At 63.1% G+C, this 15,916-nt stretch carries 7 protein-coding genes; 3 read left to right on the top strand and 4 right to left on the bottom strand.

Features of this window, described 5'->3' with window-relative positions:
• Positions 1–47 precede the first annotated feature (47 nt).
• From rfbH to AC1RRC_RS11445, 4 genes are all read right to left on the bottom strand, one after another.
• Entirely contained in the window at positions 48–1,376 is a 1,329-nt protein-coding gene (gene rfbH / locus AC1RRC_RS11460; RefSeq protein WP_493055597.1) for a lipopolysaccharide biosynthesis protein RfbH, read from the bottom strand.
• A gap of 12 nt (positions 1,377–1,388) precedes the next feature.
• On the bottom strand, positions 1,389–2,480 hold the full coding sequence (gene rfbG, locus AC1RRC_RS11455; RefSeq protein ID WP_493055596.1) for a CDP-glucose 4,6-dehydratase: 1,092 nt from the start codon (positions 2,478–2,480) through the stop codon (positions 1,389–1,391).
• A complete protein-coding gene (gene rfbF / locus AC1RRC_RS11450; protein WP_493055595.1) occupies positions 2,462–3,235 on the bottom strand; it encodes a glucose-1-phosphate cytidylyltransferase in 774 nt (257 codons plus the stop codon). The genes rfbG and rfbF overlap by 19 nt, the downstream gene beginning before the upstream one ends.
• Before the next feature lie 269 nt (positions 3,236–3,504).
• A complete protein-coding gene (locus AC1RRC_RS11445) occupies positions 3,505–12,786 on the bottom strand; it encodes a beta strand repeat-containing protein (protein ID WP_493055594.1) in 9,282 nt (3,093 codons plus the stop codon).
• Positions 12,787–12,959: 173 nt separating this feature from the next.
• Between AC1RRC_RS11445 and nudC the strand changes: the two genes are divergently transcribed.
• From nudC to AC1RRC_RS11430, 3 genes are all read left to right on the top strand, one after another.
• Positions 12,960–13,787 (top strand): NAD(+) diphosphatase, encoded by an 828-nt coding sequence (nudC, locus tag AC1RRC_RS11440; protein WP_493055593.1) that lies wholly within the window; start codon positions 12,960–12,962, stop codon positions 13,785–13,787.
• 79 nt (positions 13,788–13,866) lie between these two features.
• The gene (folE, locus tag AC1RRC_RS11435) at positions 13,867–14,433 is read left to right on the top strand and encodes a GTP cyclohydrolase I FolE (protein WP_493055592.1); all 567 of its coding nucleotides are present in this window, start codon (positions 13,867–13,869) and stop codon (positions 14,431–14,433) included.
• A 3-nt stretch (positions 14,434–14,436) separates the two neighbouring features.
• Positions 14,437–15,864, top strand: a complete 1,428-nt coding sequence (locus AC1RRC_RS11430) for a thioredoxin family protein (protein WP_493055591.1) — start codon at positions 14,437–14,439, stop codon at positions 15,862–15,864.
• The last annotated feature ends 52 nt before the right edge of the window (positions 15,865–15,916 follow it).

Genomic DNA, 15,916 nt, shown 5'->3' with positions numbered 1-15,916 from the left:
ATGTCTAGGTAGAAGTTAGTCGGCAGATAAGCTGCACAGCAGATAAGTCAGAATCCCACGCCGAAGAACTCTTCAATCTTGGTAGCGGCGTATTCCAGCATTTCTTGAGTCAGGCCGGGATAAACACCGATCCAGAAGGTGTCGTTCATGACGCGGTCGGTGTTGACCAGTTCGCCGGAGACGCGGTAATTGCGGCCCACCATGTAAGGCTGGCGGGTCAGGTTGCCGGCGAACAGCAGGCGGGTGCCGATCTTGTGCTGGTCCAGGTATTGCAGCAAATCCACCCGCGACACATTCGATTCCGGCTTGATCGTCATCGGGAAGCCGAACCACGACGGGTCCGAATGTTCGGTCGCTTCCGGCAACACCAGGAATTCCGTGCACGTTTGCAAACGCTGTTTCAGGAACGCGAAATTATCCTTGCGGGCCTGGATGAAGCCGGGCGCGCGGTCAATCTGGGCCAGGCCGCAGGCCGCCTGCATGTCGGTGATCTTGAGGTTGTAGCCCAGGTGCGAATAGGTGTACTTGTGGTCATAGCCTTCCGGCAAGGTGCCCAGTTTCCAGCAAAAACGCTTGCCGCAGGTATTGTCCTTGCCTGGCGGGCAATAGCAGTCGCGGCCCCAGTCGCGGAACGATTCCGCGATCATTTTCAATTCCGGGTTGTTGGTGAACACGGCGCCGCCTTCACCCATGGTGATGTGGTGCGCCGGATAGAACGACATGGTGCCGATGTCGCCAAAGGTGCCGACCATCTTGCCGTGGTATGTCGAACCCAGGGCGTCGCAGCAATCTTCGATCAGCCACAGGTTGTATTTCTTGCAGATCGCCGTGATGGCGTCCAGGTTGTACGGGTTGCCCAGCGTGTGGGCCAGCATGATGGCCTTGGTTTTCGGGCTGATGGCCGCTTCCAGCTGGGTCACATCGATGTTGTAGGTACCCAGTTCCACGTCGACAAACACCGGCACCGCGCCGAATTGCAGGATCGGGTTGACGGTGGTCGGGAAGCCCGCCGCCACGCCGATCACTTCATCGCCCGGCAAAATGGCGCGGTCGCCCAGCTTGGGCGAGGTCAGCGCGGAAAACGCCACCAGGTTGGCCGACGAGCCGGAGTTCACGGTGATCAGGAATTGCACACCGATCAGCTTGGCCAATTTGGCTTCGAACTCGTCATTGAAACGGCCGGTGGTCAGCCAGGCATCCAGCGAGGCATCGACCATCAAGCCCATTTCCGGTGCGCCGACGACTTTGCCGGCCGGCGGAATCGTGGTTTCGCCCGGCACGAAGGCTTTCGGCTGGCTGGCCAGCGCGCCATATTGGGCGACCAGTTGGAGGATTTGTTCGCGCAGTTGTTCTTTGCTCAGTTGATCGATGCTCATGGTGTTGCTGCCTTACTCGTGTCCAGTATTTTGATAGGTGGCGATTTGCGCCAGGGTCAGCGCGCGCATATCGGCGCCGGCGGCGTGCGCCTTGTGCCAGGCGACAATATGGTCGATGGTTTGCGCCAGGGTCCAGCGCGGTTGCCAGCCCAGGCGGCTCTTCGCCTTGGAACAATCCAGTTTCAGATAGGTTGCCTCATGTGGCTGCGGGGCGGCGTCCAGTTGCCATGCCGCACCATCGCCCCAGCTGTCGCACAGGCGGCCGATGATCCATTCGACCGGGCGCGCATCGGCGTCGTGCGGGCCGAAGTTGAAGCCTTCGGCATAGTCCGGCCCGTGCTGAACCAGCCGCTCGGCCAGGGTCAGGTAACCCGACAGTGGTTCCAGCACGTGCTGCCACGGACGGATCGCGTGCGGGCTGCGGATTTGCACCGGCTTGCCGGCGGCAATCGCGCGCACCATGTCGGGAATCAGGCGGTCTTCGGCCCAGTCGCCGCCGCCGATCACGTTGCCGGCGCGGCCGGAACCCAGCGCAATGCCGTGCTCGGCATACTTTGCTGGATTGAAATACGAATTGCGGTACGCGCTGGTGATCAGCTCGGCGCAACCCTTGCTGTTGCTGTACGGGTCATAGCCGCCCATGGGTTCGTTTTCACGGTAACCCCATGGCCATTCCTTGTTTTCATAGCACTTGTCGCTGGTGACGTTGACCACGGCGCGGATGCCCGGGGTGGCGCGCACCGCTTCGAACAGGTGCACCAGTCCCATCACGTTGGTGGAATAGGTTTCCACCGGATGCGCATAGGAGTAGCGCACCAGCGCCTGGGCCGCCATGTGGATCACGATGTCGGGCCGGGCCGCCTGGACCGCCGCGCGCAGCGCGTCCGCGTCGCGGATGTCGCCCAGCGTGGACTGCATGCCCTGGCCGACCGCCGCGGCCTCAAACAGGCTGGGCTGGCTGGGCGACGCCAGCGCGTACCCATGCACCTCGGCGCCCAATTGCTGCAACCACAAGCTCAGCCAACTGCCTTTGAAACCGGTATGGCCGGTCAGGAAAACGCGTTTGCCCTGCCAGAACGATGGGTTCATGCGCGGTGCACCCATGGGGCCTTGCCGCTTTGCCACAGTTCTTCCAGCGCCACCTTGTCGCGCAAGGTATCCATCGGTTGCCAGAAACCGTGATGCTGGAAGGCGTTCAACTGGCCTTCGGCGGCCAGACGTTCCAGCGGTTCTTTTTCCCAGATGCAGGCATCGTCGGTGAGGTAATCGAGTACTTTGGGCGACAGGACGAAGTAGCCGCCGTTGATCCAGTTGCCGTCGCCTTGCGGTTTTTCCTTGAAGGCGGCAATGCTGGTGCCGTCCAGGTCCAGTGCGCCAAAGCGGCCCGGCGGCTGCACAGCCGTCATCGTGGCCAGCTTGCCATGTTCCTTGTGGAATTTCACCGACGCGGCAATGTCGATGTCGGCCACGCCATCGCCATAGGTGAAGCAAAACGCTTCGTCTTTTTCAATGTAGGCGCGCACGCGGTTCAGGCGGCCGCCGGTCATGGTGTTTTCGCCGGTATCGACCAGGGTGACTTTCCACGGTTCCGCGTGACGTTCGTGCACCTGCATGGTGTTGTATTGCAGGTCGAAGGTGACGTCGGATGTGTGCAGGAAGTAGTTGGCGAAAAATTCCTTGATGATGTAACCCTTGTAGCCGCAGCAGATCACGAAATCATTGATGCCATGGGCCGAGTAGGATTTCAGGATATGCCACAAGATGGGTTTGCCGCCGATTTCCACCATCGGCTTGGGCTTGACGGTGGTTTCTTCGCTCAGCCGTGTCCCCAGTCCGCCTGCAAGAATGACTGCTTTCATAATGCTCCCTTTGGTTTTTTAGTTTGGCAGCGGAATGCGCAAGTGGGCGGCGATTCTCCTGCCAGCCTATTATCGGCTAGCGAGGGCTATTCTAAACCAGAAACAAAGGGGTTGTGGGGGGCTTTCTTGCGCCTTTTCCCTCTGGCGGCGCACATTGTGACGGTGCGGATACGGTCGCACCACATTTCGTTTGCCAACTCGCCATCAAATGAAAAGGCGCCGTTCCCACGCAGGGGAAACGGCGCCTTTTGGCGGACCGGGCGGGCTGCTTATTTGTTCGGCGTCGCCAGCCAGCCGGTTTGCGCGTGCGCCAGGCTTTGCATGCCGTCTGGACGATCCACCGGCGCCGCCGACAACAGCGGTGCGTGGGTACGGAAGTCGCGCATCGCATCGGCCATCTGCTGCACCGCCGGCGCCATCGCGCCACCCTGGTCCAGGGTCAGCTTCGGTGCGGCCGGGGCCGCATCTTTCGCCATCGCATAGCTCGACAGGGCGTGCGACAGGCTGCTCACCTGCGCCGACATCGGCGAGGCCGAGGTGCGGAACCACACGTCGGCGGTTTCACCGGTGCTGCCGTCGGTCTTGGTGTAGCTCGACTTCAGGCCCACGATATTGCCGTTATCAAGGCTGCCATCAGTTTGCGCGGCAATCGACAGCGACGCGATGTCCAGGTTTTGCAGGGTATGCAATTCGCCGGCGTTGCTGACGCCGTCGGCGTTGGCATCGATCCACACGCGCAGGTGGCTGTAGGCTTCGTCGCGGCTGTCGATCACGCCGTCGGCATTGCTGTCCAGCGCGCCCAAGGCCTGGTAGCCATCCTGCGCGGTGCTGCCATCGGCCAGCGCTGTGTGGTCGCCGAACAGTTCGGAAGCGTCGTTGATTTCACCGTCACTGTTGCGGTCCAGCGCCAGCAAGCCATCGTTCGCGTCCACCCAGCCGGTGGCGGTTTTCTCGCCGGCGGCATAGATGTCGAACGCCACGCCCTGGTCCAGGCTGACGGTGGTGACACCGTTGCCGTCCAGGTCGAGCACCAGCGGCGTCGCGTAGTACGACGAGCCGGCATTGAGCGCCATGGTTTGCGACGTATTCATGGCCGCCACTTGCGACGCCGTGAACGTATTCACCTGCGACAGGCTCAGCGCCGCCAGGTCGTCGGTTTCCAGCGCCTGGATTTGCGTGGTGGTGAACGACACGATGGCCAAGGTGCTGAGACCGGCGGCCTGCGTGGCCGTCAGGCTGGCCACCTGTTCGGTGGTCAGCGCCTGGATTTGCGTGGCTTTCAGCGCCTGCATTTGCAGGGTGTTCAACGCAATCCATTGGGCGATCGGCAGCGCGGTGATTTGCGTCGCCGTCAGCGCATAGATTTGCGCGGTGGTCAGCGCGCCGACCTGGTCGTTGCTGAGCTGCGCCAGTTGCGTGGCGCTCAGCACGGCGGCCTGGCTGGCTTTCAGCGCGGCAATCTGGGTGGTGGTCAGGTACGTGATCTGCGTATCCGTCAGGTAACCGATCTGGTCGGTGCTGAGGTTGCTGATCTGCGACGTGTTCATCACCGGCACTTGCTCGCTGTTCAGCGCGCTGATCTGGTCCACCGTCCACACCGCCAGCTGGGAATTCTTCAGCGCGGCGACTTGCTGGGTGGCCAGGGTGGCGGCCTGGGTGGCCGACAGCGCGGCAATTTGCGTATTGCTCAGGCTCTGGATCTGTTGCGTCGTGAAGCTGGTCAACTGGCTGTCCGACAGGATACCGATCTGGTCCACCGTCAGCGACGTGATCTGGCTGACCTTGATGGCCTGGACCTGGTCGGCCGACAAGGTCAGCAGTTGCGCATTGGTCAGCGCCGGCAACTGGCTGGTGGACAGGTAACCGATTTGCGCGGTGGTCAGCGCGGTGATCTGGTCGGTGGTGACGACCAGCATCTGGTCGGCCGTCAGCGCCGCGATTTGCGTGCTGGTCAGCGCCGGCACCTGGTCGCTGGTCAGCGCCGGGATTTGCGTCTGCGTCAGGCTGCTGATCTGCAGGGTCGACAGGGCGGCAATCATGGTCGTGCCCAGCGCCGCCAGGTTGCTGGTCGGCAGGGTTGCCAGCACACCGGCATCGAGCGCACGGATTTGCGTGCTCGACAGCGATTCCATCTGGTCGCTGGTCAGTTCGGCAAAGTTGGCGGTATCGAGCGCCGCCATTTGCAAGGTCGTCATGGCGCGCACTTGCAAGGTGGTCAGGGCGGCCACTTGCGTGCCCGACAGGCCCATCAGCAGCGTGCTGTCGAGTGAACTGATTTGCTTGGTGGTCAAGACCGCCAGGTCTTCGGTTTCCAGCGCGTTCAACTGGTCGCTCGACAGGGCATTCAGCTGCGCCGTGGTCAGCGCCACCGCCTGCGACGTGTTGAGCGCCGCCAGTTGCGTATTGCTCAAGCCTTCCGCCAGCGACGCCGCGTTCAGGCCGGCAATCGCCGTGCTGGTCAGGGTGCTGATTTGCAGCGTGTTCAGCGTGTTGAGCTGGTGCGTATCGAAGCCGCCCAGCTGGGTGCTGGTCAGCACGGCCACCTGGACCGTGTCGAGCGCGGCCAGGTGCGCATCCTGCAGCACCGACACTTGCTGCGAATTGAGGGCGCGGATGGCTGCCGTGTTGAAGGCCGCCAACTGCGTGTCCGTCAAGCCCTGCATGATCTGGTCGGTGGTCAGCGCCGCCACGGCGCGGGTACCCAGTGCCGCCATCTGCAAGGTCGACAGCACGGAAATCTGCAGGCTGGTCATCGACGAGAATTGCAGGGTGGACAGCGCGTTCACCTGGTGCGTACCGAACGTGGTCAATTGCTCGGTGGTGATGCCATCGGCCAGTTGCGTCAGGCTCAGGCCGGCCAGCGCGGACGTCGACAGGGCATTGACTTGCAGCGTCGTCAGCGACGACAGCAGGCTGGCGCTCAGGGTCGACATTTGCAGCGAGCTCAGCGCATACAAGTCGGTGGTTTCAATTGCCGCCACCTGGGTTGCCGTCAGCGCGTCGAACTGGGCGCTGGTCATGGCGCGGATTTGCGCCGTGGTCAGGGCGGCAATCTGGTCGGTCGTGAAACCTTCGGAGATTTGCGTGGCCGTCAGGTTCGCGATCTGCTTCGTGTTCAGCGCGCTGGTCTGGTCGGTGGTCAGCGCGGCGATCTGCTCGGACGCCAGCGCCTGCAATTGCGTGGTCTTCAGCGCATTCAGGTCGATGGTTTCCAGGCCCGGCATCTGGTCGCTGGTCAGCGCGGCCAGTTGATCCAGGCTCAGGTTGGCCACTTGTTGCGTGGTGAAGGCGCCCACCTGATCGGACGACAGCGAGGCCACTTGCGTGGCGTCGAGGCCAGCGATTTGCGCGGTGGTCAGCAGCGCGATGCTGTCCGTGCCCAGCAACGGCAGTTGCACGGTGGTCAGGGCGGCAATCTGCGTGCTCTTCAACGAGCGCAGGTCATTGGTTTCCATGGCCGCGAACTGGTCGCTGGTCAGCGCCGCCACCAGGCTGGTATCCAGGGTGGACACTTGCAAGGTCGTCAGCCCCGCCACCTGGTCGCTGGTCAAGACCTGGATTTGCAGGCTGTTCAGTGCATTCAGCTGTACGGTGGTCAGGCGCGCGATATTGTCGGTTTCCATCGCCGCCAGCTGCGTGTCCAGCAACAGCGCCAGCTGGTCGTTCGACAGGCCCGTGGTTTGCGCCGTGGTCAGGGCAATCACCTGGTCGGTGGTCAGCGCCTGCAATTGTTCGCTGTTCAGCACGTTCAATTGCGTGGACGTCAGGTAAATGATGTCGTCCGAACCCAGGCTGACCAGCTGGCTGCTGGTCAGCGCGGTCACCTGGCTGGTGCGCAGCGCGGCCAGGTCGTCCGATTCCAACGCCACGATCTGGTCGGTGCCCATGGCCGCCAACTGTTCGGTGGCCAGATTGGCCACTTGCAGGGTGGTCAGCGCTTCGACCTGGCTGGTGGCCAGCAGGGCGATCTGGTCGCTGGTCAGGTAATTCATTTGCGCCGTGGTCAGCACGGCGATGTCATCGGCCGCGATGGCTTGCAGTTGCGTGCTGGTCAGCGCTTGCAGCAGGCCCGAATGCAGCGCCAGCACTTGCTTGGTGGTCAGCGCATCGATCTGCTCGGTGGTGAACGCGTTCATCTGGTCGCTGGCCATGGCAGCCAGCTGGCTGGTGGTCAGGTTCGGGATTTGCGCCGCGGTCAGCATGGAAATCAGGTTGCTGGTCAATACCATGGCCGGGTTATAGGCCAGCACGGCCAGGTCTTCCGCTTCCAGTGCATTCAACTGGTCGGAGGTCAGCGCCTGCAACTGGTCGGACGTCAGTGCGCTGGCCTGGTACGTGGTCAGGGCAATGATCTGGTCGGTGGTCAGCGACGTCACTTGCGAGTTCGCCATGTTAGCGATCTGCCTGGTGGTCAGCACGGCGAAGTCATCGAGCGCGATGGCGCGGATCTGTGTCGACGTCAGGCTTTGCACCTGGTCGGAGGTTAGCGCGTTCAACTGGTCGGACGTCATCGATTCGATGCGTTCCGTCGACAGCGCGATCAACTGGTCGGAATTGAGCGCGCGGATTTGCAAGGTGGTCAGGGCTTGCAGCTGGTCCGGGCTCAGGCCTTCCAGCTGGAAGCTGCCCAGGTAACCGATTTGCACGGTGGTCAGCGACGCCAGGTCTTCGTATTCGAGCACCAGCAATTGCGCCGAGGTCAGCGCCTGCAACTGGTCGCTGGTCAGCGCCTTGATTTGCAGCGTGTTCAGCGTGATGACCTGGTCGTTGCTCAGGGCCCCGATGTGCAAGGTGGTCAACGCGGCGATCTGGTTGGTTTTCAGGATCGCGAAATCGTCCTGCTCGATCGCGGCCAGCTGGGTCGTGGTCAGCGAGGCGATTTGCAGCGTGTTCAGGGCGCGGACCTGCGCCGACGTCAGCGCAATGATCTGGTTGGTGGTCAGCGCCGCGAACTGGTCGCTGTTCAGCAGGGTGATTTGCAGCGACGTCAGCGCCTGGATTTGCGAGTCCAGCAGCGAGACCACTTGCAGGGTGGACAGCGCGCCCAGCTGGTTGGCGCGCAGGGTCGCCAGGTCGGCGTCTTCCATCGCGTTCAACTGGCTGGTGGTCAGCGAGGCAATATGTTCGGTGTTCAGGGCGCCGACTTGCAGGCTGGTCAGCGTGATGATCTGGTCATTGGTCAGCGCCTGGATCTGCGCGCTGGTGAGATACGCCAGCGGCCCGACCTTGATGGCGGCCAGGTCGTCCAGTTCGATCGCGGCAATGCCGGCCGTGGACAGGGCCGACAGCTGGGTGCTGGTCAGCGACGCGAATTGCAGGGTGGTCAGCGCCTGCACGTGCGCGGTATCCAGGGCTTGCGCCTGGTCGCTGGTCAGCGCCGTCACTTGCGTGGCTTTCAGGCTGGCGAAGTCGCCCGCTTCCATCGCGTTCAGCTGGTCGCTGGACAGCGCGGCAATTTGCGTGTTCGACAGGCTCGATACCTGCAGCGTGGTCAGCGCGACGATCTGGTCCGAATTGAAGCCCGGCAGCTGGGTGCTGTTGAAGGCCGTCAACTGCGACGCCTTCAGGTTTTGCACCTGGTCGGTGGAGAGCGCCCCGATCTGCTCGGTGCTCAGGGAGGCCAGCTGGACGGTCTTCAGCGCGGCCAGGTCGTCGGTTTCAATCGCGGCCACTTGCAGCGTGTTCAGGATGCTGATTTGCTTGGTGGTCAGCGCGGCTGCTTGTGCCGTGTTGAACGCGGCAATGTGCGCCGTATCGAGGCCGGACACTTGCAGGGTGGTCAGGGCGGCGATCTGCGTGATTTTCAGGCGCGAGAACGACGCGGTGGAAATGCTGGCCAGCTGGTCGGTGGTCAGGCCGATGATCTGGTTGGTGCTCAGCGCCATCAATTGCACCGAGTTCAGCAGGCCCAATTGCTCCGTCGTCAGCGCGGAGAATTGCAGGCTGGTCAGGGCCGCCATCTGGATCGAGGTCAGCGCCAGCAACTGGTCGGTGGTCAGCGACGCGATGTGGTCGGTCGACAGGCCGGACAATTGCGCTGATTTCAGCGCGGCGACGTCATTGGTTTCCAGCGCGCGCACCTGGTCGGTGTTGAACGAGGCGATTTGCAGGGTCGACAGCGCGGCGGTTTGCTGTGTGGTCAGCGCGGCCAGCAGGCTGGCCGACAGCGTGCCGGTCTGATACGTGGTCAGCGCGGCAATCTGGTTGGTGCGCAGCGCGGCAAAGTCGGTGGTTTCCAGCGCGCCCAGCAAATCGGTGGACAGCGCGGCCAACTGGCTGGTGCGCAGGTTGGCCGCTTGCGCCGTCGTGAGTTCGGCGATATTGGCGGCCGTGATGGCGTTCAGTTGCGCCGTGGTCAGGGCGCCGATCTGCACCGTCGTGATGGCGCGCAACTGGCTGGTGGACAGCGCGGTAATGTTGTCGCTGCCGAGGGCGGCCACCTGGTGGGTTTTCAGTACGGCCAGGTCGGTCGATTCCAGCGCCAGTGTCTGGTCGGACGACAACGTGGCGATTTGCTGCGTGGTCAGCGCGCCGGCCTGCAGGGTGGTCAATGCCGCCACCAGCGTGGTCGACAATTTCGCGACCTGGTCGGTGGTCAGCGCGGCCGCCTGCTGGGTCTTGAGGGCGGCAAAGTCTTGCGACTCCAGCACGGCCAGCTGGTCGGACGTCAGCGCCGAGACCTGGCGCGTGTTCAAGTTGGCCGCTTGCAGGGTGGTCAGCGCCACCACTTGGTCCACCGTCAGGGTGGCCATTTGCGACGAGGTCAGGCCGGCCAGTTGCAGCGTGGTCAAGACCTGGAATTGCGTGGTCGGCAAGCCTGGCAGGGTATCGGTGCTCAGTGCCGCGATCTGTTGCGAGCGCAGCGCCAGCAAGTCCGTGGTTTCCATCGCGGCCAGCTGGTCGCTGTTCAGCGCGGCCACCTGGCGTGTGCCCATGGTGGATGCCTGCAGCGTGGTCAGGGCGGCCATTTGCGTGGTCGTGATGGCGCCCACCTGGAGCGAATTCAGCGCGTTCAGCTGGGTGCTCTTCAGCACCGAGAACGTGGTGGTCGGCAACACTTCCAGCTGGGTGTTTTGCAGCGCCGAGATTTGCAGCGTGGTCAGCGCGGCAACCTGGTTCGAGCGCAGGCCCAGGATCTGGTCGGTGGACAGCGCCGCGACCTGGGACGAGCTCAGCTGCGTCACCTGCAGGGTGTTCATGGCCGACAGTTGCGTGGTCGGGATCAGGGCCATGGAATCGCTGGTCAGGGCCGCCAGCTGGTGCGACTTCAGTGCGGCAAAGTCCTGGCTTTCCATTGCCGCCAGCTGGTCAGTGGTGAGCAGCGACACTTGTTTGGTGCTCAGCACGCCTACTTGCAAGGTGGTCAGCGCCGCCACCAGGTTGGTGGCCAGCGCGCCGACCTGCACGCTGTTCAGCGCCAGGATCTGGTGGGTGCGCAGGGCGGCAAAGTCAGTCGATTCCAGCGCATTGACCTGGTCGGACGACAGCGACGTCAGCTGGCGCGTGGTCAGCGACACGGTTTGCAGGGTGGTCAGCGCGGCCAGCTGGTCGGAATTGAGCACCGACAGTTGCAGCGTGCTCAGGGCGGCCATCTGCAGCGAGTTGAGCTGGGTGATCTGCGTCGTCGACAGCGACGCAATATTGTCGGTCGACAGCGCGGCAATCTGGTTGGTCTTCAGTGCGGCCAGGCCGCTGCTGGCAAACGCCGTCAGCTGGGCGGTATCGAACGCGCTCAGTTGCAAGGTGGTCAGCGCGATGGCCTGGGTCGACGTCAGGAGCGCGATCTGGCTGCTGGCCAGCATTTGCACCTGGGCGGTCGTCAGGGTCGCGATCTGGTTGGTTTTCAGGCTGCGCAAGTCGGTGCTTTCCAGCGCATTGAGCTGGTCGGTGGTCAGCGACTGCACCTGGCGCGTGGTCAGCGCGGCGACTTGCTGGGTATTGAGCGCGACGATCTGGTCGGTGGTCAGCGCCGACACTTGCACGGTGGTCAGCGCCGCCATCAAGTGCGATTGCAGGCGCGTGAAGTCGGATGTTTCCAGGGCATTCAACTGGTCGGACGTCAGCACGGCGAGCAGGCGGGTGCCCAGCGCATTGGCTTGCTGGCTGTTCAGCGCGATGATCTGGTCGGTGGTCAGGGCGCGTGCCTGCAGCGACGTCAGCGACGCCAGTTGCAAGGTGTTCAGCGCGGCCGCCTGGGTCGCGCCCATGCCGCCGATCGCATCGGTGGACAATGCTGCGGACTGGTTGGTTTTCAGCGCGGCCAGCACATTGGTCGCCAGCGCGGCAACCTGGTCGCTGGACAGGGCGCGGATTTGTTTGGAATCGAGGCCCGGGGTTTGCGTGGACTTCAGCACCGCGATGTACGAGGTGTCGAGCGCCGTCAATTGCGGTGTGGTGAGCGCCGCCAGCTGGGTCGATTTCAGCGCGGCGAAGTCGATGGTTTCCATCGCCACCAGCTGGCTGGTCAGCATGGACGCCAGCTGGCGCGTGGTCAGGTTGGCCACTTGCAGCGTATTCAGGGCCGCCACCTGGGTGCCGTCCAGCGATTGCAACTGGCGCGTGCTCAGCGCTTGCACTTGCTGGGTATTGAGCAGGGCCAGCTGGTCAGAGGTCAGGGTGCTGATCGTGGTGGTCGACAGCGCGGCGACTTGCTGGGTCTTCAGCGCGGCAAACGCCAGCGTGTTCAGGGAAGCCAGCTGGGTCGAGCTGATACGCGCCAGCTGCAAGGTGGTCAGCGACGTCGATTGCATCGAATTGAACGTGGCCAGCTGGCTGGCGCTGAGCGCTTCCACCTGGGTCGAATTCAAGACCGCCATCTGGGTCGAGGTCAGCACCGCCAGGTCGGACGTTTCCAGCGCGTCGACTTGTTCGCTGGTCAGCGCGAACAGCTGATGGGTGGCCAGGGCGCGGGTTTGCAGGGTGGTCAGCGCGGCGACATGGGCGTCGTCCAGGTTGCGGACCTGGTTCAGCGTCAGGCCGGCCAGCGCCGCGGTGTTGATCGCGCCAAAGTCGGCGGCATCCATGGCGTTCAATTGCGCCGTGGTCAGCGCGGCCACCTGGCGCGACGACAGCGCCGCGGCCTGCTGCGTGGTCAGGCCGGCCAGGTTGGCGTCGCTGATGGCGGCCAGCTGTTTGGTGGTCAGCGCGTTGATCTGGCGCGTGCCAAAGCCGGCAATGTCGGTCGCATCGAGCTGGGACACCTGGTAGGTGGACAGGGCGCCGATCTGCAGCGACGTCAGCGCGTTCAGCTGCGAGCTGTCGAAGCCTTCGGTAAACTGGCTGGGCGACAGCGCGGCAATCTGGTTGGTGCCCAGCGCGGCGATTTGTGTCGACGAGAAGCCGCCCAGCTGCGTCGTGCTCAGCGTCTGGATGCCCGCTGTCGTCATCGATTTCAGCGTGGTGCTGTTAATGGCCCGCAATTGTGCTGTGTTCAGCACTTGCACCTGGTCGGTGGTCAACGACGCAATGTCCAGCGTGCCCCAGATGGAAACCTGGGCAGTGGTTAACGCGGCAATTTGGGTCGTGGTAAAGGTCGTGACGATTGAGGCCATTTTTTATCTCCTAACAGCAATATATCTTACCTGCAATTGGAGCTAATTTGAGATAAGGGCGCAAAAAGTATGTTAAATCTTGGTATGGAAACAATGACTTAGCACGTAGTCATTAACCATTCCAATAAAAGTCGGGTTATGCTTGGATTAATGTTTTTTTGAAAATACTTAATATGCTGAAAACTCCGCAGTCATTCCAGCCAACCATTCACCACCCCGCCCCCATAGGGGAAACCCGCATCTTCGTGTTCCACGGCAGCCGTGTCCTGCTGCGCACCGTCGACCTGTCGTTGCCCGGTCATGATGCCGGTTTGTCACTTGATCCGGCGGCAACTCATCCTGTTGGCATGTGGCAACAAAAAGTCTACCAGACTTCGTGGGTAAATAGTGACGCTGTGCAACATCCAGACTACTCGTGGCACAGCCTGCGTTCGCTGCTGGGCGTACTGGACGGCGAGTTCCTGGGGTTGGCCGGCCGCGCGTACCAGCTGGCGGAGTGGGCCCGCACGCACCGGTATTGCGGCGCCTGCGCCACTCCCATGCAACTGGCCGCAAGCGACCGCAGTTTTGTCTGTCCCGCGTGCGGCATGACCGCTTATCCGCGCATTTCCCCCGCCATGATGGTGTTGATCCGCAAAGGCGACCAGGTGCTGCTCGCCCTGCACGCCAATGCTCCCTATAAACGGTTTACGGCACTGGCAGGATTTCTTGAGGCCGGCGAGTCCGTGGAAGAAGCCATCCATAGGGAAGTATATGAAGAAGTCGGCTTGACCGTGCAAAACCTGCAATATTTTGCCAGCCAGTCGTGGCCATTTCCCCACTCCCTGATGCTGGCGTTCACGGCCGACTACCTGGACGGCGAGATCCGGGTCGATCCGGCCGAGATTGCCGAAGCGCGCTGGTTCGGCCCGGACGACGAGTGGCCGGAGCGGCCGGCGGACGGGGCCATGGTGTCGATCGCGTCGGCGCTGATCAATGCGCACCGGCCGGCGGGTAAATAGAACCCATCGGTATACGCGGCCGGTGCCGCGCCGCTGTTTTCTATATACTGGCGGCAATCGTATTTTTTATGGCCCCATTATGACAAAAGAAGCATTTAGTGAACTCGACTGGCGTCGCTTCCTGGCCAGCCTGGGTGAAGATCCGGACCGCCCGGGCCTGCTGGAAACCCCGCACCGCGTGTCCAAGGCATGGAAACAATGGACTGCCGGCTATGAGCAGGACCCGGTTGACTTGCTGAAAGTGTTTGAAGACGGCGCCGAGCAATACAATGAATTGATCGTGGTGCGCGGCATCCCGGTCTACAGCCACTGCGAACACCACCTGGCGCCATTCTTTGGCAAGGCCACGATTGGTTATGTTCCAAACGGCAAGATTGTCGGCTTGTCCAAGCTGACCCGCCTGGTCGATTGCTTTTCCCGCCGGCTGCAGGTGCAAGAGCGCATGACGCAGCAAATCGCCAATGCGCTGATGGATGCGCTGGAACCGAAAGCGGTTGGCGTGGTGGTGAAATGCCGTCACCTGTGCATGGAAAGCCGTGGCATCCGTACTCCTGGCGAAGAAACCGTGACTTCTTCCATGCTGGGTGAATTGCAGCCGAACCTGGCGCTGCGCACGGAATTCCTGGCCCTGGCGCGCGAGGCTTAAACCATGGGCGGCGCGGCGATCGAGTGGCAAAGCGGCGATCTGAGCGCCGCCTTTCAACTGGCGGCTGGCAATGGCCGTCCCCTGTTCCTGTACTGGGGCGCGGGCTGGTGCCCGCCGTGCAACCGCGTCAAAGCGGATATCTTCAGCCGGCCGGACTTTGCGCAGCGCATGCGCAACCTGCTGCCATTCTGGCTCGATGGCGATGCGCCCGGCGCCCAGGCGCTGGCCGCGCAATACCGCTTGCGCAGCTATCCGACCCTGATCCTGTTCAGTCCGGACGGCCGTGAAATTACGCGCCTGCCGTGCGAACTCGATGGCGAACGCTTTATTGCCGCGCTCGACATCGCGCTGGCGGCGCAACACACGGCCGCCGAATCGCTGCAGGCGGCGCTGGCGGGCGCCCGTGCATTGGATGACGCCGAGTGGTCGCTGCTGAGCCTGTATTCGTGGGATACCGACGAAGGCAAGTTGTCGACGGCGGCGGAACAGCCGGCCGTGCTGGCGCGCCTGGCGGCGGCTTGCCCGGCCGGCCAGGCATCGGATCATGACGCGTGCGCCAAGGCGGCAGCCCGCCTGCACCTGCATGCGCAGGTGGCGGCGGCCGGCCGGATCGCGACCGGCGGCCCGGCCGGCAATGCGTCGGCCAGCGCCGCGCAGGCCGCGGCGGCGATTGCCGCGTCGGCCGACCGCTTATTGACGGTGTTTGGCGATCCGCGCCTGGCGCGCGCCAACATGGATCTGCTGGTCAACAACGGCGTCAACCTGGTCAAGTGGTCGGGCGCGCGCCACGCTGAACTGGTGCAGGCGCTGGGCCAGGCCGCCCGCAATTTCGCGGCCGACGCCAGCCTGTCGGCCGGCGACCGCCTGATGGCGGTGCGCCTGCAAATGCGCATGGTGCGCATCGGCGGGACCGCCGACGGCATGGTGGAACTGGTCCGGCAGACGGTGGAGCAGGCGCTGGAAGCGGAAGTCGATCCTTACGCGCGCCATACGCTGGTCAATACCGCCGTCAGCGCCTTGAATGACGCCGGCTTGCCGGAACAGGCCGAAGCGCTGCTGCAAGCGGAACTGGCCGTGTCGCACGCGCCGTATTACTTCATGCTGAGCCTGGCATCGGCGGCGCGCCGTCGGGGCGATACGGCCGCCACCCTGGGATGGTATGAACAGGCGTGGTCCGCCGCCGAAGGCAGCGCCACGCGCCTGCAGTGGGGCACCACGTATTTGACCAGCGTGATTGATTTGTCGCCGCAGGACTTGCCGCGCATCGAAGCGGCTGCGGCCGGGCTGGCGCAGGAAATTACCGGCAACCCGGATGCCTACCAGCAGCGCAACCGCATGCAATTGCAGCGATTGGCCAGCAAGCTGGCGCTGTTGACGGTGCCGGGCCCGCATGCCGCGGCATTGCAACGCACCTTGACCACCAACCTGTAATCCCCACCATGTCACACACCGGGGTCAGACCCCGATAATGACAAAAGCGGAC

Source organism: Pseudoduganella sp. GW821-FHT12E03, from assembly GCF_058807115.1.
The sequence above is the reverse complement of the archived record's forward strand: the minus strand, read 5'-3'. Positions and strand labels throughout refer to the sequence as shown.